This is a genomic window from Staphylococcus sp. FSL K6-0223 (assembly GCF_038008285.1).
The window spans coordinates 25,470-49,696 of sequence record NZ_JBBOYX010000003.1 but is presented as its reverse complement, the minus strand read 5'-3'; the positions used below and the strand labels follow the sequence as shown (position 1 = coordinate 49,696).

15 protein-coding genes, 30 tRNA genes and 3 rRNA genes are annotated in these 24,227 nt (G+C 37.6%); 45 read left to right on the top strand and 3 right to left on the bottom strand.

The genetic code is table 11. The annotated features are described in order from the left end of the window. The first annotated feature begins 1 nt into the window (after position 1). A complete protein-coding gene (locus MHI13_RS17445; protein WP_064210681.1) occupies positions 2-895 on the top strand; it encodes a hypothetical protein in 894 nt (297 codons plus the stop codon). Between the two features lie 92 nt (positions 896-987). Here MHI13_RS17445 and MHI13_RS17440 read toward each other — a convergent pair whose 3' ends face one another. Next, the gene (locus tag MHI13_RS17440; RefSeq protein ID WP_064210680.1) at positions 988-1,965 is read right to left on the bottom strand and encodes a metal-dependent hydrolase; all 978 of its coding nucleotides are present in this window, start codon (positions 1,963-1,965) and stop codon (positions 988-990) included. Between the two features lie 149 nt (positions 1,966-2,114). Between MHI13_RS17440 and mutY the strand changes: the two genes are divergently transcribed. From mutY to MHI13_RS17425, 3 genes are all read left to right on the top strand, one after another. Next, positions 2,115-3,158 (top strand): A/G-specific adenine glycosylase, encoded by a 1,044-nt coding sequence (gene mutY, locus MHI13_RS17435; protein ID WP_064210710.1) that lies wholly within the window; start codon positions 2,115-2,117, stop codon positions 3,156-3,158. 102 nt (positions 3,159-3,260) lie between these two features. After that, positions 3,261-3,803, top strand: a complete 543-nt coding sequence (ntdP, locus tag MHI13_RS17430; protein ID WP_002435932.1) for a nucleoside tri-diphosphate phosphatase — start codon at positions 3,261-3,263, stop codon at positions 3,801-3,803. A gap of 279 nt (positions 3,804-4,082) precedes the next feature. Continuing rightward, a complete protein-coding gene (locus MHI13_RS17425) occupies positions 4,083-5,819 on the top strand; it encodes an ABC transporter ATP-binding protein (RefSeq protein WP_002435897.1) in 1,737 nt (578 codons plus the stop codon). Positions 5,820-5,910: 91 nt separating this feature from the next. On the opposite strand, the gene MHI13_RS17420 is transcribed toward MHI13_RS17425, so the two are convergent. Next, positions 5,911-7,005: an FUSC family protein gene (locus MHI13_RS17420; RefSeq protein ID WP_002435931.1), complete on the bottom strand. Its 1,095-nt coding sequence runs from the start codon at positions 7,003-7,005 to the stop codon at positions 5,911-5,913. A 174-nt stretch (positions 7,006-7,179) separates the two neighbouring features. Then, positions 7,180-8,475: a glutamate-1-semialdehyde 2,1-aminomutase gene (locus MHI13_RS17415; RefSeq protein WP_064210679.1), complete on the bottom strand. Its 1,296-nt coding sequence runs from the start codon at positions 8,473-8,475 to the stop codon at positions 7,180-7,182. Between the two features lie 80 nt (positions 8,476-8,555). On the opposite strand from MHI13_RS17415, the gene bcp reads away from it, so the two are divergent. From bcp to trmL, 41 genes are all read left to right on the top strand, one after another. Next, positions 8,556-9,011 (top strand): thioredoxin-dependent thiol peroxidase, encoded by a 456-nt coding sequence (bcp, locus tag MHI13_RS17410; protein ID WP_064210678.1) that lies wholly within the window; start codon positions 8,556-8,558, stop codon positions 9,009-9,011. A 5-nt stretch (positions 9,012-9,016) separates the two neighbouring features. Next, on the top strand, positions 9,017-9,967 hold the full coding sequence (locus MHI13_RS17405; RefSeq protein ID WP_064210677.1) for a phosphoglycerate dehydrogenase: 951 nt from the start codon (positions 9,017-9,019) through the stop codon (positions 9,965-9,967). 95 nt (positions 9,968-10,062) lie between these two features. Beyond that, positions 10,063-10,518: a peroxide-responsive transcriptional repressor PerR gene (perR, locus tag MHI13_RS17400; RefSeq protein WP_002435887.1), complete on the top strand. Its 456-nt coding sequence runs from the start codon at positions 10,063-10,065 to the stop codon at positions 10,516-10,518. 568 nt (positions 10,519-11,086) lie between these two features. After that, a 16S ribosomal RNA gene (locus MHI13_RS17395) occupies positions 11,087-12,637 on the top strand. A 102-nt stretch (positions 12,638-12,739) separates the two neighbouring features. Then, positions 12,740-12,816, top strand: a tRNA-Ile gene (locus MHI13_RS17390). A gap of 20 nt (positions 12,817-12,836) precedes the next feature. Then, a tRNA-Ala gene (locus tag MHI13_RS17385) sits at positions 12,837-12,912 on the top strand. A 287-nt stretch (positions 12,913-13,199) separates the two neighbouring features. After that, positions 13,200-16,121: ribosomal RNA gene (locus MHI13_RS17380) — 23S ribosomal RNA — on the top strand. Between the two features lie 69 nt (positions 16,122-16,190). Next, positions 16,191-16,305, top strand: a 5S ribosomal RNA gene (gene rrf, locus MHI13_RS17375). The 16S, 23S and 5S rRNA genes sit together here with 30 tRNA genes alongside, the layout of an rRNA operon. A gap of 11 nt (positions 16,306-16,316) precedes the next feature. Beyond that, positions 16,317-16,392: transfer RNA gene (locus MHI13_RS17370), tRNA-Val, on the top strand. 18 nt (positions 16,393-16,410) lie between these two features. Then, positions 16,411-16,486 (top strand) — tRNA-Thr (locus tag MHI13_RS17365). Positions 16,487-16,492: 6 nt separating this feature from the next. After that, positions 16,493-16,568 (top strand) — tRNA-Lys (locus MHI13_RS17360). A gap of 8 nt (positions 16,569-16,576) precedes the next feature. After that, positions 16,577-16,659 (top strand) — tRNA-Leu (locus tag MHI13_RS17355). A 3-nt stretch (positions 16,660-16,662) separates the two neighbouring features. Further along, positions 16,663-16,737: transfer RNA gene (locus MHI13_RS17350), tRNA-Gly, on the top strand. A 10-nt stretch (positions 16,738-16,747) separates the two neighbouring features. Further along, a tRNA-Leu gene (locus MHI13_RS17345) sits at positions 16,748-16,836 on the top strand. A gap of 15 nt (positions 16,837-16,851) precedes the next feature. Beyond that, positions 16,852-16,925, top strand: a tRNA-Arg gene (locus MHI13_RS17340). Between the two features lie 9 nt (positions 16,926-16,934). Then, positions 16,935-17,008: transfer RNA gene (locus MHI13_RS17335), tRNA-Pro, on the top strand. A 17-nt stretch (positions 17,009-17,025) separates the two neighbouring features. Continuing rightward, positions 17,026-17,101: transfer RNA gene (locus MHI13_RS17330), tRNA-Ala, on the top strand. 24 nt (positions 17,102-17,125) lie between these two features. Then, positions 17,126-17,199, top strand: a tRNA-Met gene (locus MHI13_RS17325). 28 nt (positions 17,200-17,227) lie between these two features. Continuing rightward, positions 17,228-17,301: transfer RNA gene (locus MHI13_RS17320), tRNA-Ile, on the top strand. 9 nt (positions 17,302-17,310) lie between these two features. Beyond that, a tRNA-Ser gene (locus tag MHI13_RS17315) sits at positions 17,311-17,400 on the top strand. Positions 17,401-17,410: 10 nt separating this feature from the next. Beyond that, positions 17,411-17,486 (top strand) — tRNA-Asp (locus MHI13_RS17310). 38 nt (positions 17,487-17,524) lie between these two features. Continuing rightward, a tRNA-Ser gene (locus tag MHI13_RS17305) sits at positions 17,525-17,617 on the top strand. 10 nt (positions 17,618-17,627) lie between these two features. Then, a tRNA-Met gene (locus MHI13_RS17300) sits at positions 17,628-17,701 on the top strand. Positions 17,702-17,714: 13 nt separating this feature from the next. Continuing rightward, positions 17,715-17,790: transfer RNA gene (locus MHI13_RS17295), tRNA-Asp, on the top strand. Positions 17,791-17,808: 18 nt separating this feature from the next. After that, positions 17,809-17,881 (top strand) — tRNA-Phe (locus MHI13_RS17290). 8 nt (positions 17,882-17,889) lie between these two features. Continuing rightward, positions 17,890-17,965: transfer RNA gene (locus MHI13_RS17285), tRNA-Thr, on the top strand. A gap of 6 nt (positions 17,966-17,971) precedes the next feature. Next, positions 17,972-18,055 (top strand) — tRNA-Tyr (locus tag MHI13_RS17280). Between the two features lie 7 nt (positions 18,056-18,062). Beyond that, positions 18,063-18,136: transfer RNA gene (locus tag MHI13_RS17275), tRNA-Trp, on the top strand. A 2-nt stretch (positions 18,137-18,138) separates the two neighbouring features. Next, a tRNA-His gene (locus tag MHI13_RS17270) sits at positions 18,139-18,211 on the top strand. A gap of 11 nt (positions 18,212-18,222) precedes the next feature. Next, positions 18,223-18,294, top strand: a tRNA-Gln gene (locus MHI13_RS17265). Between the two features lie 5 nt (positions 18,295-18,299). Beyond that, a tRNA-Cys gene (locus MHI13_RS17260) sits at positions 18,300-18,373 on the top strand. Between the two features lie 7 nt (positions 18,374-18,380). Beyond that, positions 18,381-18,455, top strand: a tRNA-Gly gene (locus tag MHI13_RS17255). 14 nt (positions 18,456-18,469) lie between these two features. Further along, positions 18,470-18,544, top strand: a tRNA-Gly gene (locus MHI13_RS17250). A 13-nt stretch (positions 18,545-18,557) separates the two neighbouring features. Continuing rightward, positions 18,558-18,632 (top strand) — tRNA-Gly (locus MHI13_RS17245). A 16-nt stretch (positions 18,633-18,648) separates the two neighbouring features. Next, positions 18,649-18,723 (top strand) — tRNA-Gly (locus tag MHI13_RS17240). 40 nt (positions 18,724-18,763) lie between these two features. Further along, positions 18,764-18,846 (top strand) — tRNA-Leu (locus MHI13_RS17235). Between the two features lie 247 nt (positions 18,847-19,093). Then, complete coding sequence (locus MHI13_RS17230; RefSeq protein WP_002434721.1) at positions 19,094-20,152, top strand: PTS transporter subunit IIC; 1,059 nt, start codon at positions 19,094-19,096, stop codon at positions 20,150-20,152. 143 nt (positions 20,153-20,295) lie between these two features. Further along, a complete protein-coding gene (locus MHI13_RS17225) occupies positions 20,296-21,753 on the top strand; it encodes an ABC transporter substrate-binding protein/permease (protein ID WP_340761666.1) in 1,458 nt (485 codons plus the stop codon). Next, complete coding sequence (locus MHI13_RS17220; protein ID WP_064210609.1) at positions 21,746-22,468, top strand: amino acid ABC transporter ATP-binding protein; 723 nt, start codon at positions 21,746-21,748, stop codon at positions 22,466-22,468. The genes MHI13_RS17225 and MHI13_RS17220 overlap by 8 nt, the downstream gene beginning before the upstream one ends. A 122-nt stretch (positions 22,469-22,590) precedes the next feature. Continuing rightward, complete coding sequence (gene queG, locus MHI13_RS17215) at positions 22,591-23,754, top strand: tRNA epoxyqueuosine(34) reductase QueG (protein WP_103157074.1); 1,164 nt, start codon at positions 22,591-22,593, stop codon at positions 23,752-23,754. Between the two features lie 2 nt (positions 23,755-23,756). Beyond that, positions 23,757-24,227 (top strand): tRNA (uridine(34)/cytosine(34)/5-carboxymethylaminomethyluridine(34)-2'-O)-methyltransferase TrmL, encoded by a 471-nt coding sequence (trmL, locus tag MHI13_RS17210; protein ID WP_047796440.1) that lies wholly within the window; start codon positions 23,757-23,759, stop codon positions 24,225-24,227.

The following is a 24,227-nucleotide window of genomic DNA, read 5'->3' as shown; positions in this document are numbered from 1 at the left end:
AATGATAGATAATATAATACTATACTTTAAAAACTTGCCACATCTTATCACTTATTGTGTTCGTAGGTTAAAGAAAATTTGGAAATGGTTTGCTGTGAGCCTTGTAATAGGGATTATCTTAGTATTAGGTTTAGAGGGCATTTTTGATATAAATCACAATACGGATATTGCTCAAGGAAGATGGTTATTTAGAGTGACATCGTTAATTGTATTTGGTCACATTATACTTTCTGTATACTTAAGTTATAAGTTTTATAGAAAAGATTATATGGTAATGAAATCATTCCATATTTCATCAGTAACGCCTACTATAGTAATTGCACTATTGGCATTTGTAGACATGTTGATTATTGGTTTAATTATTGCGTTCTTAAAGCCAATTAACTTTGAGACATCTTTATTGTCGCTAATTTATTATTTGATTATGACTAGTATCTTTATCGGTGTTATTGCTGTTACTTTTGGTTTATTGAAATTTATACTCAAACGTTTCGACACAATTTATTTTATAATGAGTGCGATTTGTTTCTTTATAGTTCCAATTTTATTCATTCCTAAAACGCACTTATCGATAGTAGATCATATTTTAATGTTAAATCCCGTTTATTATCTTGTTCATGGTAGTGCACAGTCTATTATATTCGGTGCAGTAAGTATGAATAACATTCCATATCATATTTACTTTATTCTCTTTTTAGCATTAATGTGTGTGATTAACTATGCATTAGTTCGCTATATCGCTTTTGATAAATATGATAGTTTAAATGACACTCACCTTGAAAATGATTTAACACATCTGAGTGATGATAATGGCAAGAAATTAGAACATGATGGTGTATTTAACAATAATGAAAATGCTAGTGAAGATAATGAAATGAATGGTAAAATTGAATAGCACTGTACTTAGTTATTGATATATAGTTAGATAAAGACCAAGGCACCCCTTATCATTAATTGGAGAAAGGGGTGCCTTGGTTTCTTTATATGTTATTGTGAAAATAGTTTGCGTTGTAGTTTGTCTTCGCTAAATACCCAACCGATGTAAGAGTGGTCGATTTCATTGTCGTGAGTTAAATGTGCAATTGCAACAAATGAATAACGTCCATTATTAAGGTATCTTAAATCCATTAATCGAATTTCTGTTGTACCATCTTCTAAAAGTGTGGTTTGCCAACGATAAATGGATGAAAAATTTAAAAAAGTAAATATATCTTTATTACCTTTGACCTTCCAAAGTAACGAATCAGGCGTCATAGCTTGACGTTTTACCTTATCAGTAAATTCTACATCTTTCCACCGAGCAGTTCCAACATAATCATGTTTATCGGTTTGAATTGCCACACGCCAAACATGAAATTTCATTGTCGGAGCTACAAACACTTTTACAGGATTATGAGAATTTTCAATTTGAGTTAACGCTTCTTTTTTTATTGATGATTGCATCATAAAACGTATTACATAATAAATCACTAGTATTGCTACGATAGGGAAGAATGCGAAATACGGATGTATGCCTAAAACCCAAAGTAATACACCAATACATAAAAGAGTGAAAATAATAGGGTCAAATGTACTAATGACACTTAACTGAATCCACTTATTGGTTATGGGTCTAAGTGCTTGGGTACCGTAAGAATTAAATATATCCACAAACACATGTAAAAATACTGCAAGTTGAGCCCATAGCCAAACATGTAGTGGATTAGTGTTGTTAAAAATAACGAATATTAAAAAGGTTATCAAAATTGGCCATAAAATAGTGAAAGGTATGGAATGGGTAATTCCTCTATGATGAGAAATATAGGTCGCATTATCTTTTAGTTTTAAAACAGTATCACCGTCAGGTATTAATGAACCAGCAACAAGAGTGGTTGCAGTTGCTGCAAATGAACCTGCCATGACGGGATCTTGTGTTGCTAATGCAGTGAGACCTACACCCATAACTATATGTGTGGCTGTATCCATAAATGCTCACTCTTTTCATCTTTATTTAATATATATTATAATCTAAAAGTCGCTATAACAAAATCAACTTACTTCAATTGACGAATCTTTTGAAAGTGGAGATTTATTTGAGATGCATCACAATCGAAAAAGTAGAAAGGACAAATGGCATGTATCAAGAGGAATCTTTTAAAAAGAGAATTGTGGAGTGGTTTAACAAAAATCAGCGTGAAATGCCTTGGCGAGAAACAACTAATCCATATTACATATGGCTTAGTGAAGTAATGTTGCAACAGACGCAAGTTAACACGGTTATTGACTATTATCATAGGTTTGTTAATCGATTTCCTACAATAGCAGCTTTAAGCGAAGCACATGAGGACGAAGTGCTTAAATATTGGGAAGGCCTAGGTTATTATAGTCGCGCTCGTAATTTTCATACAGCTGTTAAAGAAGTTGAATCTCAATATGGTGGAGAAGTCCCGTCTGATCCAGATCTTTTCAAAAAATTAAAAGGAGTGGGTCCTTATACACAAGCAGCAGTGATGAGTATAGCGTTTAACCAACCTTTAGCAACTGTTGATGGTAATGTTTTCCGAGTATGGTCTCGATTGAACAATGATTATCGTGATACGAAATTACAATCGACACGTAAAGCGTTTGAGGAAGAGTTAAATCCATATGTTCAAGATGATTCAGGGACATTTAATCAAGCTATGATGGAATTAGGTGCACTCATTTGTACACCGAAATCTCCTTTATGTTTATTTTGCCCAGTGCAAGATAATTGTAAGGCTTTTCATGAAGGGACGACTGAAGATCTTCCAATTAAAACTAAAAATATTAAAAAGAAAACAATTAATCAAAAAGTATTTCTTATTAGAAATAATAATGGACAATATCTACTTGAAAAACGACAAGAAAAATTGTTGAACGGAATGTGGCAATTTCCTATGAGGGAAGCAAGTGTAGCTGATAATTTATTAACTCAAGAATTAGGAGTTAAAGTCGAAACTATAGAAGAGCCCATCTTTGAAATACGTCATCAGTTTACCCATATGACTTGGAATATTAAAGTTTATAGTGTACCTACATCTATAAATCTCTCGGAGAATGAACTCCCCTCAAACATGATTTGGTTTAATTTAGATAACAGGGATAATCATACATTTCCTGTATCAATGGACAAAATATACCGTTTTATTATTGGATAAGAGCTTAATACAGCGCTTAATGTAGTACCTTTATTTATTAAGCAAGTGTATCAAAGTATGATATAATCTAAATGGCTAAAAATAATAAAGGTGGTGTGGAGTATGGTTAAAGAGTCCATACCTAAAGAAGGAGAAACGATTAAAATTCAAAGTTATAAACATGATGGCAATATACATCGTGTTTGGTCTGAAACGACAATTCTAAAAGGGACTGACCATGTGATTATAGGTGGGAATGATCATACGTTAGTAACTGAAAGTGACGGTCGCACATGGATTACAAGAGAACCAGCTATTGTCTATTTTCATTCGGAGTATTGGTTTAATGTTATTTGTATGTTTAGAGAAGATGGGATTTATTATTACTGTAATTTATCATCACCTTTCGTGTCCGATGAAGAAGCGCTAAAATATATCGATTATGATTTAGATATTAAAGTTTATCCTAATGGTAAGTATCACTTACTCGATGAAGATGAGTATGAACTACATATGAACCAAATGAACTATCCTCATGATATTGACGTTATTTTGAGAAGAAATGTCGACATCTTACAGCAATGGATTGAGCAGAAGAAAGGACCGTTCGCTCCAGATTTTATTAAAGTGTGGAAAGAGCGTTATAAAAAGATTAGAGATTATTAAGCAAAAAAGATGTAATACATGATTCTTTGCTTTATATTATTAAAAGTGTCGAATGATTATAAGAATCATGATTTAAATGTATTACAATCTTGTAGTTCAATGAGTTTAACATCTTTAAGATTTACAACATTATATTGAAGTCTCGTATTGTATTTTAATATCAGAGGTTGAAACATTATCATGACAGTGCTTATGAGTATAAAGTAAGCGAATGAAATGTATTCAACCTCTGTTCATTTTTTAAAAATAAATTGCGTTTATCACGGGGGGTAAAAGCGCATGATTAAACGATATTTAAAATTCGTCAAACCATATAGATATCGTATTATTGCAACTATTATCGTGGGTATTATTAAATTTGGTATACCTATGTTAATACCGTTATTGATTAAATACGCTATAGATGGAGTAATTAATAACCACTCACTATCAAATAGTGAAAAGTTTAGTCATCTTGCAATCGCAATTGGCATTGCTCTATTTATATTTGTAATAGTACGTCCGCCTATTGAATATATCAGACAATATTTAGCTCAATGGACAAGTAACAAAATTTTATATGATATCCGTAAACAACTATATAATCATTTACAAGCTTTAAGTGCACGTTTCTACGCAAATAACCAAGTTGGACAGGTGATTTCTCGCGTTATTAATGACGTAGAACAAACAAAAGACTTTATACTTACAGGGTTAATGAATATTTGGTTAGACTGCGTTACTATTATCATCGCTTTATCTATTATGTTCTTTTTAGATGTTAAATTAACTATTGCAGCTATTTTCATTTTCCCATTCTATATTTTAACGGTTTATTTCTTCTTCGGAAGATTGAGACAATTGACACGTGTACGTTCTCAAGCACTTGCTGAAGTTCAAGGTTTCTTGCATGAACGAGTTCAGGGTATGTCAGTGATTAAAAGTTTCGCTATAGAAGATAATGAAGCTCAAAATTTTGATCACCGTAATAGTCATTTTTTAAAGCGCGCCTTTCAACATACACGTTGGAATGCCTATTCATTTGCAGCAATAAACACTGTAACAGACTTAGGGCCAATTATTGTAATAGGCGTTGGCGCATACTTAGTTATTAATGGTGCTATTACTGTAGGTACACTTGCAGCATTTGTAGGGTACTTAGAACAATTATTTGGACCTTTAAGAAGACTTGTTTCTTCATTTACTACATTAACTCAAAGCTTTGCTTCGATGGACAGAGTTTTCCAACTTATGGATGAAGATTATGACATTAAGAATGGTATCGGTGCGCAACCTATTGAAATTAAAAAAGGGCAAATCGATTTGAAGAATGTCAGCTTTAAATATAATGATAATGAATTAGAAGTTTTGCATGATATTAATTTAACAATTAATAAGGGCGAAACTGTAGCTTTTGTTGGTATGAGTGGTGGTGGAAAATCAACTTTAATTAGTTTAATTCCACGATTTTATGACGTTACGTCAGGTGAAATTTTAGTTGATGGCAATAATGTGAAAGATTTCTTAACAGGTAGTTTAAGAAATCAAATTGGTCTCGTTCAACAAGATAATATCTTATTTTCAGACACTGTGAAAGAAAATATTTTACTAGGTAGACCTGATGCAACGGATGACGAGATAGTTGAAGCGGCCAAGATGGCAAACGCGCATGACTTTATTATGAATTTACCTGAAGGCTATGACACTGAAGTCGGAGAGCGAGGCGTGAAACTTTCTGGAGGACAAAAGCAACGTCTTTCAATTGCACGTATATTCTTAAATAATCCACCGATACTTATTTTAGATGAAGCAACCAGTGCGTTAGATTTAGAAAGTGAAGCTATTATACAAGAGGCGTTGGATGTATTAAGTAAAGATAGAACAACTTTAATTGTAGCTCACAGGCTGTCTACAATTACGCATGCAGATAAAATAGTGGTTATGGAAAATGGTCAGATTGTTGAAACAGGTACACATCAAGAGTTGATCCAGAAACAAGGTGCGTACGAACATTTATATAGTATTCAAAATTTATAAACTGTTTGAATCAATAATAATTAAATATCTTAAAAATGATAAAGCACCACCTTTACTATAGTTAATGTGAGTAAAGGTGGTGCATTTTTAGTTACAAATCAAAGTCCTCATCAGAAATGTCGATGTCTGAATCTGAATTATGATATTTAAAGAAGCTTAATCGAATTCTATCGAGATGTTCTAAGTGATATCTATATTCCTCAATAGCAGCTATAATTTGCATTACATTTGCATAAGAGTATTGCGTTTGGTAAGGATTTTGAATTAACTCTTGTTGAAATGCGTCCATTAAGTTTTTCTTTAGTGGGTTGTCTACTTCGTAATCAAGTTTTGTAACATCGTATCTCGCTTTTTTAGAAAGGCTCTTATAGATTTGTTCATGAACTGCTACTAACGAATCAAGTTCTAATTTAATTTGTAATAATAGTTGATTATTAAGTTGATGTAAGTCATTTTGGTAACGTGACATACGGTTGAGTACTTCGTAAGCCTGTCTTGTCGTTCCTACTACTTCTTTAAATAATATCTTCTTTCTATTCTGCTGATAAATATGTTTTTTAGTCAAAGGTTTCTCTTCATGATAATAATTGTAGATTTGCTCTAATTTATTGATACGTGAATTAAGTTGATCACCATCCTGCTTAATATTATGAAATTCTGAAGTATCATTAAGCACAAGTTTGAACCATACAAAAATATCTGAAGAAATATTTACAGAATTATAATAGATTTTGGTTTCAAATTTAGGAGGTAAGAAGATTAAATTGACTATTGAGGAACTTAAAACACCTATCATAACAAGAGCGAATCTGAAGAATGCTGCTACATAGAAGGAACCTGTATGTTGACCCATAATGATTAAAGCCGTCACACTTGCTAATGTAGCAACATGAGCTAGGTTAAATTTAAACAAAATCGCAATTAACAATATAACCGTTACGCCCATTATTATGAAGTTATCACTAAAAATAGTTACCATAGTAACGGCGAGTAGAGCACCTATAATATTACCAATCGCTTGTTCAGATACTGTTTTAATTGAACGATAAACGCTTGGTTGCATCGCTACGACAGCACTGACACCAGCAAGTGCCTTTAAGCCGATATTATCTGGAAGTAAAGAAGCGATAGACATAGCTAATATAATTGCTATACCAGTCTTGAAAATCCGAGCTCCTAGTCTCAAATATAACGCTCCTTTGATTTATAATTTAAATATATTAATACATACTCTCATTCATTAATGTTATACACCGAGACGCTAAATTTTTCAAGCTTATACATAAAAAGATTTGCCTATTAGCTGGTTAATCTTTTTCTAATAAAAATACCCCCACCTATAATGGTAGGGGGTTAAGTCTTAATTATTTTTCATTTGGCTAAATGAATAGTCAGCAGCTTCTATAGTTTTATCAATATCTTCTTCGGTATGCTCAGTAGTTAGGAACCATGCTTCAAATTTAGATGGTGCTAAATTGATACCTTGATTTAACATTAACTTGAAGAACTTCGCGAAAGCTTCGCCATCAGAATTTTCTACTTGTTCATAGTGAGTAATTTTTTCATCCGTGAAATATAACGTCATAGAGCCATATATTCTATTTATAGTAGCTGTAATGTTGTGTTTATCGATTAACTTAAGTAATCCATCCTCAAGACGTTTTCCTAATTTGTCTAACTTTTCATAAACACCATCTTGTTCTAAAACTTCTAGTAAAGCAATTCCTGCTCTCATTGATAATGGATTACCTGCCATTGTACCAGCTTGATATGCTGGACCTAATGGAGCGACATGTTCCATGATGTCTTGTCGACCACCATAGCCACCGATTGGTAAACCGCCACCAACTATTTTACCAAAAGCAGTTAAGTCTGGTTTTACTCCTAATAAATCTTGTGCTGCCCCATAATGGAAACGGAAAGCTGTAATAACTTCATCATAAATGACTAAAGTTCCGTTATCATGTGAGATTTTATTAACTTCTTCTAAGAATCCAGGTTGAGGCATAACCATACCAAAGTTACCTACAATGGGTTCGACGAGTACGCCTGCGATTTCATCGCCCCAATAATCAATTGCTTCTCTATATGAATCAATATCATTAAATGGTACAGTAATCACTTCTTGTGCCACACTTTGAGGCACCCCAGCAGAATCTGGAGAACCTAATTGTGAAGGGCCACTCCCTGCAGCAACTAAAACTAAATCAGAATGTCCATGATAAGATCCTGCAAATTTAATAATTTTATTTCTTTTAGTATAGGCACGTGCCACTCTAATTGTTGTCATAACAGCTTCTGTACCTGAATTAACAAAACGTATCTTTTCTAATGAAGGAATGGCATCTCTTAACTTCTTAGCAAAATCAATTTCAAGTTCAGTAGGAGTACCATATAACACTCCTTTGGCAGCTTGATCTTGAATTGCCTCTGTAATATGTGGATGCGCATGTCCGGTAATTATTGGACCATACGCCTGTAAGTAATCGATGAATTTATTACCATCTACATCATATAAATAAGCACCATGACCTTCCTTCATCATTACAGGTGCACCACCACCTACAGCTTTATATGAACGAGAAGGTGAATTAACGCCACCTAGTATATATTCATTAGAGAGTTTCTGAAGACGTTCGCTTTCAGTAAAATTCATATCTATCAACCTCTTTTAATTTAATATTTTCATTTAATATCGTATCATAAAATCAACATTATTAAGAAATGGGTGAGCATATGTTAGCCAAAGGCGAAAAGTTTCCATCATTTTCATTGGAGAATCAAGACGGAGAAGTAGTTACAAATGAGACATTAAAAGGGCGTAAGGCAATATTATATTTTTATCCTAGAGACAATACACCAACTTGCACAACTGAAGCATGCGACTTTAGAGATAACTTATCTGAATTTAATGATTTAGATGTAGATGTTTATGGAATTAGTGGAGATTCTAAAAAGAAACATCAAAACTTTATTGAAAAACATCAACTCAACTTTGACTTACTTGTAGATGAAGATTATAAACTTGCTGATGAAGTGGGGGTATATCAATTAAAAAAATCTTTTGGTAAAGAGAGTATGGGGATCGTTAGAACTACATTTGTAATCGATGAAAATGGGTATATTATTGACGTAATAGAAAAAGTTAAAGTTAAAACTCAAATAGAAGAATTAAAAAATATCTTGGAGTGAGTATATTGAAAATCGTAAGTCTAAGAAGATTAAAAGATTTAGAGGAACAGTTGATAAAACAATTTCCTGAACAGGAATTTAAATTTTATAAAAAAGCTCAATTTATTCCAACTGAAGATAGAGAATCACTAGATATTTTAATTGGTTATGATGGCGATATAGATCAAGCATTTTTAGAAGAGTGTAAAAACTTAAAATGGATTGCATGGTATGCTACTGGAGTCAATAATCTCCCACTAGATTATATTAATGATAGGGGCATTATTTTAACAAATGGCAGAGGTGTCCAAGCAAAACAACTATCAGAATTTATAATGACGTTTATATTAGATGATTATAAGAAAATGAGAACATCTTATGAAAATCAACGTGCGCATAAGTATGACTCAAAGTTAACGGGTGAGAGAGTTAACGGTAAAACACTTTTATTTTTAGGTACAGGTGCAATTGCCCAAAAGACTGCATATTTAGCTCAAGCATTTGGAATGAAAGTTATCGGTGTAAGTAAATCAGGACATATGAAAGATTACTTTGATTATACTTATACTATAGAAGAAATGGATGATGTATTAGCGGAAGGTGATGTGATAGTTAATTCACTCCCAGAAACCCAAGAAACTATACATCTACTTAAAAAACACCATTTTGAGGAAATGAAAGACGAAGCACTATTCATTAATATAGGTAGAGGTACGATTGTTAAAGAAGAACTTATTATAGAAGTTTTACGAAATCGTTTGATTAGACATGCATATTTAGATGTCTTTGAAAATGAACCTCTATCAAGTGATAACCCTCTATATAATTTAGATAATGTTACGATTACTGCACATATTACTGGTAATGATAAAAATATAAATCGTGATGTAACAGCAATATTTGAAAAGAACTTAACTCATTTTCTCAATAAGAACAAGGTAATTGAGAATGAAGTAGACCCAAATAAAGGGTATTAGTTGAAAACATCATGTACTTATTGACATTTATAATCTTCAACAGTTATATTAATATTAAGTAATAATTATTATTAACTAGAAAGATGGTGAATTCAATGAGTGCGGATTTAGAGTCAATTGAACATGAACTTGAAGAATCAATTGCGTCTTTAAGAAAAGCAGGAATACGTATTACGCCTCAAAGACAAGCAATTATACGTTATCTCATTTCTTCACATTCACATCCTACAGCGGATGAGATTTACCAAGCACTTTCACCTGATTTTCCTAATATAAGTGTTGCAACTATCTACAATAATCTAAGAGTATTTAAAGATATTGGTATAGTAAAAGAATTAACGTATGGTGACGCATCAAGTCGATTTGATTTCAATACACATAATCACTATCACGTTATTTGCGAAAAATGTGGTAAAATCGTAGACTTCCATTATCCTCAACTTGATGAGGTTGAACATTTAGCTCAACATGTTACAGATTTTGATATCACTCATCATCGAATGGAAATATACGGAGTATGTAAGGAATGTAAAGAAAACGAAAATAATTAAAAGCTTAAAAGATTAAGGTAGTAGCCTTTAAAGGTTGCTACCTTATTTTTTATGAATTAATTAGGTGCAAATTTGTAAGTTTTTCTATTTATTAGGATATCTTTGATTGAATAATGATCTTAAGAGCGAATTACACTATTAAATCTAATTATTCTTAATCAAGAAACTTATTCACAGATAAAGTAATTTTAAACTTAAAAACTCTTTGAAAGTAATTGACGTTATTGAGCTAACTTGATATTATATAAAAGTCGTCAAAAACAGATTAATTAATTGAAAACTTGAAGTAAAAAACTTTAAGATAATGTTAATAAAGTGTAATTTTGACTATTGAACTTTCTTGCGAAACATTATAAGATATTATTTGTTGAATTAATCAACTACAAACAAGAAATAAATTAATGAATTTAATTCTTGACAGTTTAAGTTGATTTCGATACAATAATGTATTGTAAGTGTTAAATGAACATTGAAAACTGAATGACAATATGTCAACGTTAATTCCAATAAACGTAACGAAACGTTACAAACTATTTAGTATTTATGAGCTAATCAAACATCATAATTTTTTATGGAGAGTTTGATCCTGGCTCAGGATGAACGCTGGCGGCGTGCCTAATACATGCAAGTCGAGCGAACAGACGAGGAGCTTGCTCCTCTGACGTTAGCGGCGGACGGGTGAGTAACACGTGGATAACCTACCTATAAGACTGGGATAACTTCGGGAAACCGGAGCTAATACCGGATAACATGTTGAACCGCATGGTTCAACAGTGAAAGACGGTCTTGCTGTCACTTATAGATGGATCCGCGCCGCATTAGCTAGTTGGTAAGGTAACGGCTTACCAAGGCAACGATGCGTAGCCGACCTGAGAGGGTGATCGGCCACACTGGAACTGAGACACGGTCCAGACTCCTACGGGAGGCAGCAGTAGGGAATCTTCCGCAATGGGCGAAAGCCTGACGGAGCAACGCCGCGTGAGTGATGAAGGTCTTCGGATCGTAAAACTCTGTTATTAGGGAAGAACAAACGTGTAAGTAACTGTGCACGTCTTGACGGTACCTAATCAGAAAGCCACGGCTAACTACGTGCCAGCAGCCGCGGTAATACGTAGGTGGCAAGCGTTATCCGGAATTATTGGGCGTAAAGCGCGCGTAGGCGGTTTTTTAAGTCTGATGTGAAAGCCCACGGCTCAACCGTGGAGGGTCATTGGAAACTGGAAAACTTGAGTGCAGAAGAGGAAAGTGGAATTCCATGTGTAGCGGTGAAATGCGCAGAGATATGGAGGAACACCAGTGGCGAAGGCGACTTTCTGGTCTGTAACTGACGCTGATGTGCGAAAGCGTGGGGATCAAACAGGATTAGATACCCTGGTAGTCCACGCCGTAAACGATGAGTGCTAAGTGTTAGGGGGTTTCCGCCCCTTAGTGCTGCAGCTAACGCATTAAGCACTCCGCCTGGGGAGTACGACCGCAAGGTTGAAACTCAAAGGAATTGACGGGGACCCGCACAAGCGGTGGAGCATGTGGTTTAATTCGAAGCAACGCGAAGAACCTTACCAAATCTTGACATCCTTTGACCCTTCTAGAGATAGAAGTTTCCCCTTCGGGGGACAAAGTGACAGGTGGTGCATGGTTGTCGTCAGCTCGTGTCGTGAGATGTTGGGTTAAGTCCCGCAACGAGCGCAACCCTTAAGCTTAGTTGCCATCATTAAGTTGGGCACTCTAAGTTGACTGCCGGTGACAAACCGGAGGAAGGTGGGGATGACGTCAAATCATCATGCCCCTTATGATTTGGGCTACACACGTGCTACAATGGACAATACAAAGGGCAGCGAAACCGCGAGGTCAAGCAAATCCCATAAAGTTGTTCTCAGTTCGGATTGTAGTCTGCAACTCGACTACATGAAGCTGGAATCGCTAGTAATCGTAGATCAGCATGCTACGGTGAATACGTTCCCGGGTCTTGTACACACCGCCCGTCACACCACGAGAGTTTGTAACACCCGAAGCCGGTGGAGTAACCATTTGGAGCTAGCCGTCGAAGGTGGGACAAATGATTGGGGTGAAGTCGTAACAAGGTAGCCGTATCGGAAGGTGCGGCTGGATCACCTCCTTTCTAAGGATATATTCGGAACATCTTCTTCGAAGATGAAAAGGAATAACGTGACATATTGTATTCAGTTTTGAATGTTTATTAACATTCATTCATTTTAATAATGGGCCTATAGCTCAGCTGGTTAGAGCGCACGCCTGATAAGCGTGAGGTCGGTGGTTCGAGTCCACTTAGGCCCACCATTTAAGTTAATATTCGTTTTGGGGGCTTAGCTCAGCTGGGAGAGCGCCTGCTTTGCACGCAGGAGGTCAGCGGTTCGATCCCGCTAGTCTCCACCATGATATATTGTACATTGAAAACTAGATAAGTAAGTAAATAGATTTTACCAAGCAAAACCGAGTGAATAGAGTTTTAAATAAGCTTGAATTCATAAAAATAATCGCTAGTGTTCGAAAGAACACTCACAAGATTAATAACAGGTTTTCAACTTTGACTTTTAAAGAAATCGTTTTTCAGATAATGAGTTGATTTAATTTTAAGCGCAGTTTACTTATGTAAATGAGCATTTAAATTAATGAAACGAAGCGATATGAAAGCGATTGACTAAAAGTATGGTGGAAACACAGATTAAGTTATTAAGGGCGCACGGTGGATGCCTTGGCACTAGAAGCCGAAGAAGGACGTTACTAACGACGATATGCTTTGGGTAGCTGTAAGTAAGCGTTGATCCAGAGATTTCCGAATGGGGGAACCCAACATGAGTTATGTCATGTTATCGACATGTGAATTCATAGCATGTCAGAAGGCAGACCCGGAGAACTGAAACATCTTAGTACCCGGAGGAAGAGAAAGAAAAATCGATTCCCTGAGTAGCGGCGAGCGAAACGGGAAGAGCCCAAACCAACAAGCTTGCTTGTTGGGGTTGTAGGACACTCTATACGGAGTTACAAAAGAACATGTTAGACGAATCATCTGGAAAGATGAATCAAAGAAGGTAATAATCCTGTAGTCGAAAACATATTCTCTCTTGAGTGGATCCTGAGTACGACGGAGCACGTGAAATTCCGTCGGAATCTAGGAGGACCATCTCCTAAGGCTAAATACTCTCTAGTGACCGATAGTGAACCAGTACCGTGAGGGAAAGGTGAAAAGTACCCCGGAAGGGGAGTGAAAGAGAACTTGAAACCGTGTGCTTACAAGTAGTCAGAGCCCGTTTATGGGTGATGGCGTGCCTTTTGTAGAATGAACCGGCGAGTTACGATCTGATGCAAGGTTAAGCAGCGAATGTGGAGCCGTAGCGAAAGCGAGTCTGAATAGGGCGTTGAGTATTTGGTCGTAGACCCGAAACCAGGTGATCTACCCTTGGTCAGGTTGAAGTTCAGGTAACACTGAATGGAGGACCGAACCGACTTACGTTGAAAAGTGAGCGGATGAACTGAGGGTAGCGGAGAAATTCCAATCGAACTTGGAGATAGCTGGTTCTCTCCGAAATAGCTTTAGGGCTAGCCTCAAGTGATGATTATTGGAGGTAGAGCACTGTTTGGACGAGGGGCCCCTCTCGGGTTACCGAATTCAGACAAACTCCGAATGCCAATTAATTTAACTTGGGAGTCAGAACATGGGTGATAAGGTCCGTGTTCGAAAGGGAAACAGCCCAGACCACCAGCTAAGGTCCCAAAATATATGTTAAGTGGAAAAGGATGTGGCGTTGCCCAGACAACTAGGATGTTGGCTTAGAAGCAGCCATCATTTAAAGAGTGCGTAATAGCTCACTAGTCGAGTGACACTGCGCCGAAAATGTACCGGGGCTAAACATATTACCGAAGCTGTGGATTGTCCTTTGGACAATGGTAGGAGAGCGTTCTAAGGGCGTTGAAGCATGATCGCAAGGACATGTGGAGCGCTTAGAAGTGAGAATGCCGGTGTGAGTAGCGAAAGACGGGTGAGAATCCCGTCCACCGATTGACTAAGGTTTCCAGAGGAAGGCTCGTCCGCTCTGGGTTAGTCGGGTCCTAAGCTGAGGCCGACAGGCGTAGGCGATGGATAACAGGTTGATATTCCTGTACCACCTAATATCGTTTTAATCGATGGGGGGACGCAGTAGGATAGGCGAAGCGTGCTGTTGGAGTGCACGTCCAAGCAGTAAGGCTGAGTGTTAGGCAAATCCGGCACTCGTTAGGCTGAGCTGTGATGGGGAGAGGAAATTGTTTCCTCGAGTCGTTGATTTCACACTGCCGAGAAAAGCCTCTAGATAGATAACAGGTGCCCGTACCGCAAACCGACACAGGTAGTCAAGATGAGAATTCTAAGGTGAGCGAGCGAACTCTCGTTAAGGAACTCGGCAAAATGACCCCGTAACTTCGGGAGAAGGGGTGCTCTTTAGGGTGCAAGCCCAGAAGAGCCGCAGTGAATAGGCCCAAGCGACTGTTTATCAAAAACACAGGTCTCTGCTAAACCGTAAGGTGATGTATAGGGGCTGACGCCTGCCCGGTGCTGGAAGGTTAAGAGGAGTGGTTAGCTTCTGCGAAGCTACGAATCGAAGCCCCAGTAAACGGCGGCCGTAACTATAACGGTCCTAAGGTAGCGAAATTCCTTGTCGGGTAAGTTCCGACCCGCACGAAAGGCGTAACGATTTGGGCACTGTCTCAACGAGAGACTCGGTGAAATCATAGTACCTGTGAAGATGCAGGTTACCCGCGACAGGACGGAAAGACCCCGTGGAGCTTTACTGTAGCCTGATATTGAAATTCGGCACAGCTTGTACAGGATAGGTAGGAGCCTTTGAAACGTGAGCGCTAGCTTACGTGGAGGCGTTGGTGGGATACTACCCTAGCTGTGTTGGCTTTCTAACCCGCACCACTTATCGTGGTGGGAGACAGTGTCAGGCGGGCAGTTTGACTGGGGCGGTCGCCTCCTAAAAGGTAACGGAGGCGCTCAAAGGTTCCCTCAGAATGGTTGGAAATCATTCATAGAGTGTAAAGGCATAAGGGAGCTTGACTGCGAGACCTACAAGTCGAGCAGGGTCGAAAGACGGACTTAGTGATCCGGTGGTTCCGCATGGAAGGGCCATCGCTCAACGGATAAAAGCTACCCCGGGGATAACAGGCTTATCTCCCCCAAGAGTTCACATCGACGGGGAGGTTTGGCACCTCGATGTCGGCTCATCGCATCCTGGGGCTGTAGTCGGTCCCAAGGGTTGGGCTGTTCGCCCATTAAAGCGGTACGCGAGCTGGGTTCAGAACGTCGTGAGACAGTTCGGTCCCTATCCGTCGTGGGCGTAGGAAATTTGAGAGGAGCTGTCCTTAGTACGAGAGGACCGGGATGGACATACCTCTGGTGTACCAGTTGTCGTGCCAACGGCATAGCTGGGTAGCTATGTATGGACGGGATAAGTGCTGAAAGCATCTAAGCATGAAGCCCCCCTCAAGATGAGATTTCCCAACTTCGGTTATAAGATCCCTCGAAGATGACGAGGTTAATAGGTTCGAGGTGGAAGCGTGGCGACACGTGGAGCTGACGAATACTAATCGATCGAAGACTTAATCAATATTAAAATGTTTTGCGACGCAAAATCATTACTTACTATCTAGTTTTGAATGTATAACACATTCATTTGTCTGGTGACAATGGCAAGGAGGTCACACCTGTTCCCATGCCGAACACAGAAGTTAAGCTCCTTAGCGCCGATGGTAGTCGGGCTTACGTCCCGCTAGAGTAGGACGTTGCCAGGCAATATATACTTGGAGAATTAGCTCAGCTGGGAGAGCATCTGCCTTACAAGCAGAGGGTCGGCGGTTCGAACCCGTCATTCTCCACCATTTATAACAATTAAATTTGCCGGCCTAGCTCAATTGGTAGAGCAACTGACTTGTAATCAGTAGGTTGGGGGTTCAAGTCCTCTGGCCGGCACCATCTATAGAGCCATTAGCTCAGTTGGTAGAGCATCTGACTTTTAATCAGAGGGTCAGAGGTTCGAATCCTCTATGGCTCACCATTAGATACGCGGGTGTGGCGGAATTGGCAGACGCACTAGACTTAGGATCTAGCGCCTTCACGGCGTGGGGGTTCGACTCCCTTCACCCGCATATGCGGAAGTAGTTCAGTGGTAGAACACCACCTTGCCAAGGTGGGGGTCGCGGGTTCGAATCCCGTCTTCCGCTCCATTATAACTGTGCCGGGGTGGCGGAACTGGCAGACGCACAGGACTTAAAATCCTGCGGTGAGAGATCACCGTACCGGTTCGATTCCGGTCCTCGGCACCATCTTTTATATTGTATGCGCCCGTAGCTCAACTGGATAGAGCGTTTGACTACGGATCAAAAGGTTATGGGTTCGACTCCTATCGGGCGCGCTTATTCTACGGGAAGTAGCTCAGCTTGGTAGAGCACTTGGTTTGGGACCAAGGGGTCGTAGGTTCGAATCCTGTCTTCCCGATAGTACATATTAATTTTGGGGGCTTAGCTCAGCTGGGAGAGCGCCTGCTTTGCACGCAGGAGGTCAGCGGTTCGATCCCGCTAGTCTCCACCATTATTAATTTACAAACTACATAACGGCGGTGTAGCTCAGCTGGCTAGAGCGTACGGTTCATACCCGTGAGGTCGGGGGTTCGATCCCCTCCACCGCCACTACTTATTAGTTGTAGAATTATATTTAGGACCTTTAGCTCAGTTGGTTAGAGCTAACGGCTCATAACCGTTCGGTCGCAGGTTCGAGTCCTGCAAGGTCCATATAATTTTGGAGGAATACCCAAGTCCGGCTGAAGGGATCGGTCTTGAAAACCGACAGGAGCTTAACGGCTCGCGGGGGTTCGAATCCCTCTTCCTCCGTTTTATAAATGGTCCCGTAGTGTAGCGGTTAACACGCCTGCCTGTCACGCAGGAGATCGCGGGTTCGATTCCCGTCGGGACCGCCATTTTTAATTAATTTAATAGCGATTTACCTATAAATAATGGAGGAATACCCAAGTCCGGCTGAAGGGATCGGTCTTGAAAACCGACAGGGCCTTAACGGGCCGCGGGGGTTCGAATCCCTCTTCCTCCGCCATTATTATTATCGCGGGATGGAGCAGTTCGGTAGCTCGTCGGGCTCATAACCCGAAGGTCGGTGGTTCAAATCCGCCTCCCGCAATATTTTCTTTATAGGTCTCGTAGTGTAGCGGTTAACACGCCTGCCTGTCACGCAGGAGATCGCGGGTTCGATTCCCGTCGAGACCGCCATTACGATATATTTATTATGGTTCAGTAGCTCAGTTGGTAGAGCAATGGATTGAAGCTCCATGTGTCGGCAGTTCGACTCTGTCCTGAACCATTTAGCACGCCGGCCTAGCTCAATTGGTAGAGCAACTGACTTGTAATCAGTAGGTTGGGGGTTCAAGTCCTCTGGCCGGCACCATCTCTTGGAGGGGTAGCGAAGTGGCTAAACGCGGCGGACTGTAAATCCGCTCCTTCGGGTTCGGCAGTTCGAATCTGCCCCCCTCCACCATCTAAATAGGGGCATAGTTCAACGGTAGAATAGAGGTCTCCAAAACCTTTGATGTGGGTTCGATTCCTACTGCCCCTGCCATGGCGGTTGTGGCGAAGTGGTTAACGCATCGGATTGTGGTTCCGACATTCGAGGGTTCGATTCCCTTCAACCGCCCTTATTATTAATGGGCTATAGCCAAGCGGTAAGGCAACGGACTTTGACTCCGTCACGCGCTGGTTCGAATCCAGCTAGCCCAGTTATTGGCGGCATAGCCAAGTGGTAAGGCAGAGGTCTGCAAAACCTTTATCACCGGTTCAAATCCGGTTGCCGCCTCCAGGATTAAGCGGGAGTAGTTCAACTTTTAGAACACATTCCTTCCCGGAATGAGATATAGGTGCAAGTCCTATCTTCCGCTCCATTAATTTATATCATGCGGGAGTAGTTCAACTCTTAGAACACGTTCCTTCCCGGAACGAGGTATAGGTGTAAGTCCTATCTTCCGCTCCATTAATTTTTATATGCGGGAGTAGTTCAACTCTTAGAACACATTCCTTCCCGGAATGAGATATAGGTGCAAATCCTATCTTCCGCTCCATATAATTTAATATTAAGCGGGAGTAGTTCAACTTTTAGAACACGTTCCTTCCCGGAACGAGGTATAGGTGTAAGTCCTATCTTCCGCTCCATAATATGCTTCCAGAGGGAAGTTTTTTATTTATCTATTGAGCCGGTGTGGCGGAATTGGCAGACGCGCGGGACTCAAAATCCCGTTCCTTTTTGGAGTGTCGGTTCGATCCCGACCACCGGTATAATTTTATATTCTTTTAGGAACTTTTAGAGTGAGAATGTTGTTAAATCAACGTTTTCACTCTTTTTTTTAATACTATAATAAATACGAATATGATTATCAGAACTTAATGTGTTAAAGAAGATATTAACCTGAAAAATAAAAAAATACTAAAACACCCTTAAATTTTTACTTTTTCTAAATTTAGTTATTGTTAATCATACTTATCTATAATACTATTAATCTAATGCAATTGTTGGAGGTACATCATGAGTCAATCTCAATTTAGTGGAAAATCATTTTTTAATAATATATTAAATGCTGTAGGGGCGGGGGTAGTTGTTGCTCTATTACCTAATGCATTATTAGGTGAATTGCTCAAGTTATTTAAAGAAGGAAATCACTTATTAGAAACTATATTCCAATTAGTAACTGTTATTCAATCATTTATGGCTTTTATAATAGGTGTGTTAGCGGCGCATCAATTTAAATTTAAAGGAGCAGGAGCTGCAATGATAGGAACTTCTGCTATATTAGGTTCTGGAGCTATACAGTTTAGTAATGGTGGCATAGCTTTAAAAGGGATAGGAGATATTATTAATGTCATTATTGTGGTCGTTATCGCTTGTGCCATTTATATGTTTCTTGAGGGTAAACTTGGTTCATTTGAAATGATTATACTACCGGTATTAGTACCCGTAGTTAGTGGAGCGATAGGATTAATGACACTCCCATATGTTCAAATCATTACTAAATCTATTGGTAGACTCATTAATGGTTTTACAGAATTAAACCCATTATTAATGTCTATCCTTATATGTGTGACATTTTCTTTATTGATGGTTACACCTATTTCTCTCGTAGCGATAGCTACTGCTATAAGTTTAACTGGTTTAGGTAGTGGTGCTGCGAATATGGGTATTGTTGCAGCATGTGTAACGTTTTTATTTGGATCACTAAGAGTCAATTCAATCGGTGTCAATTTGGTCCTATTAATTGGTGCAGCTAAAATGATGATACCTGTCTATTTGAAGAACTTAATTATTGCTATTCCCTTAACACTAAATGGGATTATTTGTGGTATAGTAGCGTATCTTTTAAATATTAAGGGGACACCATTGTCAGCTGGTTTTGGTTATACAGGTCTAGTTGGACCGATTAATGCGCTTAATCGAATGTCTGGTGATACGTCTTTCAATATTATTTTATTGATAATTGGTTATTTTGTTGTTCCATTTATTGGTGCGTTTATTATACATCATTTATGCAAAAGATTTATTCATTCATATAGCGATGAAATCTATAAATTCGAAATACCAAAAGAATAAATTATTATATGCATGAGAGCGATGTTTCATGGTAGTATCTATTGAAACATTGCTTATTTTTTTATCTTTCTTCAAAATTAAATTGCATTATTATAAGTAATTATGTATAATAATGTATATTTATTTAGGAGGGCTCATAAAGTATGTACAAAATTATTAAAATTCTTATAGTCATTACACTACTTTTAGGCTCTGCAATTACATATATAAATCCAATTGCTAGTGCTGAAGAAGATTCTAATTGGAACAAGATTAAACAACGTGGTGAACTTCGTGTTGGATTATCTGCTGATTATGCACCTTTAGAATTTGAAAAAATAAAAAATGGTAAAACTGATTATGCAGGTGTCGATATTGAGCTAGCGAAGAAAATAGCCAAAGATAATCATTTGAAGTTAAAAATTATTAATATGCAATTCGATAGTTTATTAGGGGCATTAAAAACTGGAAAAATTGATGTCATTATATCTGGTATGACTACAACACCGGAAAGAAAAAAGGAAGTAGATTTTACCGAGCCGTATATGATGACAAATAATGTAATGTTAGTTAAAAAATCAGATAAAAATAAATATAAAGATTTGAAAGATTTCACAGGTAAGAAAATTGCTGCTCAAAAAGGAACTGATCAAGAGAAAATAGCTCATAATGAAATAAAAGATAGTCAAGTATCCTCTCTAAATCGATTACCTGAGTCAATTTTAGCTCTTAAAAGTGGTAAAGTTGTAGGAACAATTGTTGAAAAACCAGTAGGAGAAGCGTATTTAAAACAAAATCCTGAATTAGAATTCGCTGATGTAAAATTTAATGAAGAAAAGAAACCTACATGTATAGCAGTTCCCAAAAATTCGCCAATTTTACTAAAGCATTTAAATCAAACTATTGATGAAGTAAACAATAAAAAACTTATTGATAAGTATATGAATCAAGCTGCTCAGGATATGCAAGATGATGGGAATTTCTTCACAAAATATGGAAGTTTCTTTATTAAAGGGATTAAAAACACTATTTTAATTTCATTAGTAGGCGTTATTTTAGGTTCTATACTAGGTGCTTTTATCGCATTATTGAAAATAAATAAATTTAAACCATTATCTTGGTTAGCAAGTATTTATATTGAATTCTTAAGAGAAACACCAATGTTAGTACAAGTATTTATTGTGTTCTTTGGTACCACAGCAGCACTTGGCTTAGATGTTTCCGCACTTATATGTGGAACAATAGCACTTATCATAAATTCATCAGCTTACATAGCAGAAATTATTAGAGCAGGTATCAATGCTGTGGACAAAGGTCAGATGGAGGCAGCAAGAAGTTTAGGTTTAAACTACATTCAAACTATGAAGTCGGTCATTATGCCTCAAGCGATTAAAAATATTTTACCAGCTTTAGGAAATGAATTTGTTACGCTTATTAAAGAATCATCGATTGTTTCAACTATTGGTGTAGGCGAAATTATGTTTAATGCTCAAGTTGTTCAAGGTATTTCATTCGATCCTTTTACACCTTTAATCGTTGCTGCAGTTCTATACTTTATTTTAACGTTTGCATTATCACGCATCATGAGTTTAGTTGAAGGGAGAATGAAAGCTAGTGATTAAAATTAAAAATTTGAACAAAAAGTTTGGAAATCATGAAGTTCTTAAAGATATTAATCTAGAAGTTTCTCAAGGAGAAGTAGTTGCTATTATAGGTCCTTCAGGTAGTGGTAAAAGTACGCTGTTACGTTGTATGAATTTACTTGAAACACCTACGAAAGGACAAGTTATTTTTGAAGGTAATGATTTAACTCATAAAAATGTTCATTTAGATGAATTACGTCAAAAAATGGGGATGGTATTTCAAAACTTCAATTTATTTCCTCATAAAAAAGTGATAGATAATATTATGTTAGCACCTAAGATGTTGCTTAAAGGGGATAAAGAGCAGTTAAAAGATACCGCTTTAGCTTTATTAGATAAGGTAGGTTTAAAGGATAAAGCAGATGCATACCCTAATCAATTATCTGGAGGACAGAAACAAAGGGTTGCCATCGCTAGGGCATTAGCTATGAAACCAGATGTTTTATTATTTGATGAGCCTACATCTGCGTTAGACCCGGAGGTTGTAGGAGATGTATTAAAAGTAATGAGAGATTTAGCTAAAGATGGAATGACGATGGTAATTGTTACGCATGAAATGAACTTTGCTAAAGAAGTTAGTGATAAAGTGATTTTTATGGCAGAAGGCGTTGTAGTGGAATCAGGTAAGCCAACAGCAATTTTTGAACATCCTCAACAAGAAAGAACTCAAAATTTCTTATCTCGTGTATTATAATAAGCTGATATTTAAATTAAGATAGAACGTAGAAATCTTTCACTATGTCATTGATTTCAGTTCTATCTTTTTTTTAGAAAAATAAAAACTCACAACGTTATCCTATTTAAACATGTGTTAAAATGACATATGTAATTTTATATGAGGGGGCAAAGCTTGTGGATTACAAGCAGTTAAAAAGAGAGATTATCGACTATGCCCATTCGATTGGCATTGATAGTATAGGTTTCACAACTGCAGATCCATTTGATGAGCTAAAACAAAAATTGGAAAGCTATCATTCAAAAGGTTTTGCATCTGGATTTGAAGAATCAGACATCGCTCTAAGAACTGAACCTAAACTAAGTTTACCAAGTGCGCGTTCCATTATCGCAATCGCTGTAGGTTACCCAAATAAATTAAAAGGTGCACCTAAAAGTGTAAGAGGTGATCGACGTGGCATGTTTGCGCGAGCTTCTTGGGGTCAAGATTATCATACAATTATGCGTAAAAGACTTGATAAATTAAGTGAATTTCTACGAGAAAAGGTACCCGATGTCGAGATACAGTCTATGGTAGACACTGGTGTACTTTCAGACAGAGCTGTAGCAGAACGCGCAGGATTAGGATTTGTTGGTAGAAATGGATTTGTTATTTCTCCAGAATTGGGGACTTGGACTTATTTAGGTGAAATGTTAGTGAGTATACCTTTCGAACCAGATGATCCTATTTTAGACAGTTGTGGAGACTGTACAATCTGCGTTGATCGTTGTCCTACGGGTGCATTAGTAGGTAATGGTCAGTTGAATAGTCAAAAATGTATAAGCTTTTTAACCCAAACAAAAGGTTATCTACAAGATGAATACCGTTATAAAATAGGAAATCGTTTATATGGTTGTGACACATGTCAACAAGTGTGTCCTAAAAATAGAGGTATTAATACTCAACATGATGATATAGTACTTGAACCGGAAATCCTAAAACCACGTTTAGTTCCTTTATTGCAAATGAGTAATAAAGAGTTTAAGAACACTTATGGTCATTTGGCTGGAGCGTGGCGAGGTAAAAAACCTATACAAAGAAACGCAATTCTAGCTTTAGCGCATTTTAACGAGGAAAGTGCCATACCAGAACTAAAAGAAGTTGCACTTAATGATCCTAGACCTATGATTAGAGGTACAGCTTATTGGGCTATAGGTCAAATTCAAGGTGAAGACGCAAAGGCTTTTATTAATGAAAATTATGAAAAAGAAATAGAGGAAGTTCAAGTAGAAATGAAAAAAGGCTTGGACATGAGGAGAGACTAAATATGACAAATCATATTGTATTATTTCAACCAGAGATACCTGCTAATACTGGAAATATAGCTAGAACATGTGCTGGTACTTTCACACATTTACATCTTATTAAACCCTTAGGTTTTAGTACAGATGATAAAATGTTAAAAAGAGCTGGGTTAGACTACTGGGAGCATGTAAATATTACATATCATGAAAGCATTGAAGAATTTTTTGATAGCACTAAAGGTAATTATTACTTGTTAACTAAATTTGGCAAACAAACTTATAGCGATTTTGATTTTTCTAATACAATAGAGAATCATTATTTTATTTTTGGAAGAGAAACAACTGGGCTTCCTGATTGGGTAAAAGAGAAATATGCTGATACCGCTTTAAGAATACCAATGAGCGATAAAATTAGATCATTAAATTTATCTAATACGGCTGCACTATTAATTTATGAAGCTTTAAGACAACAAGAATTTCCAAATCTTTCATAA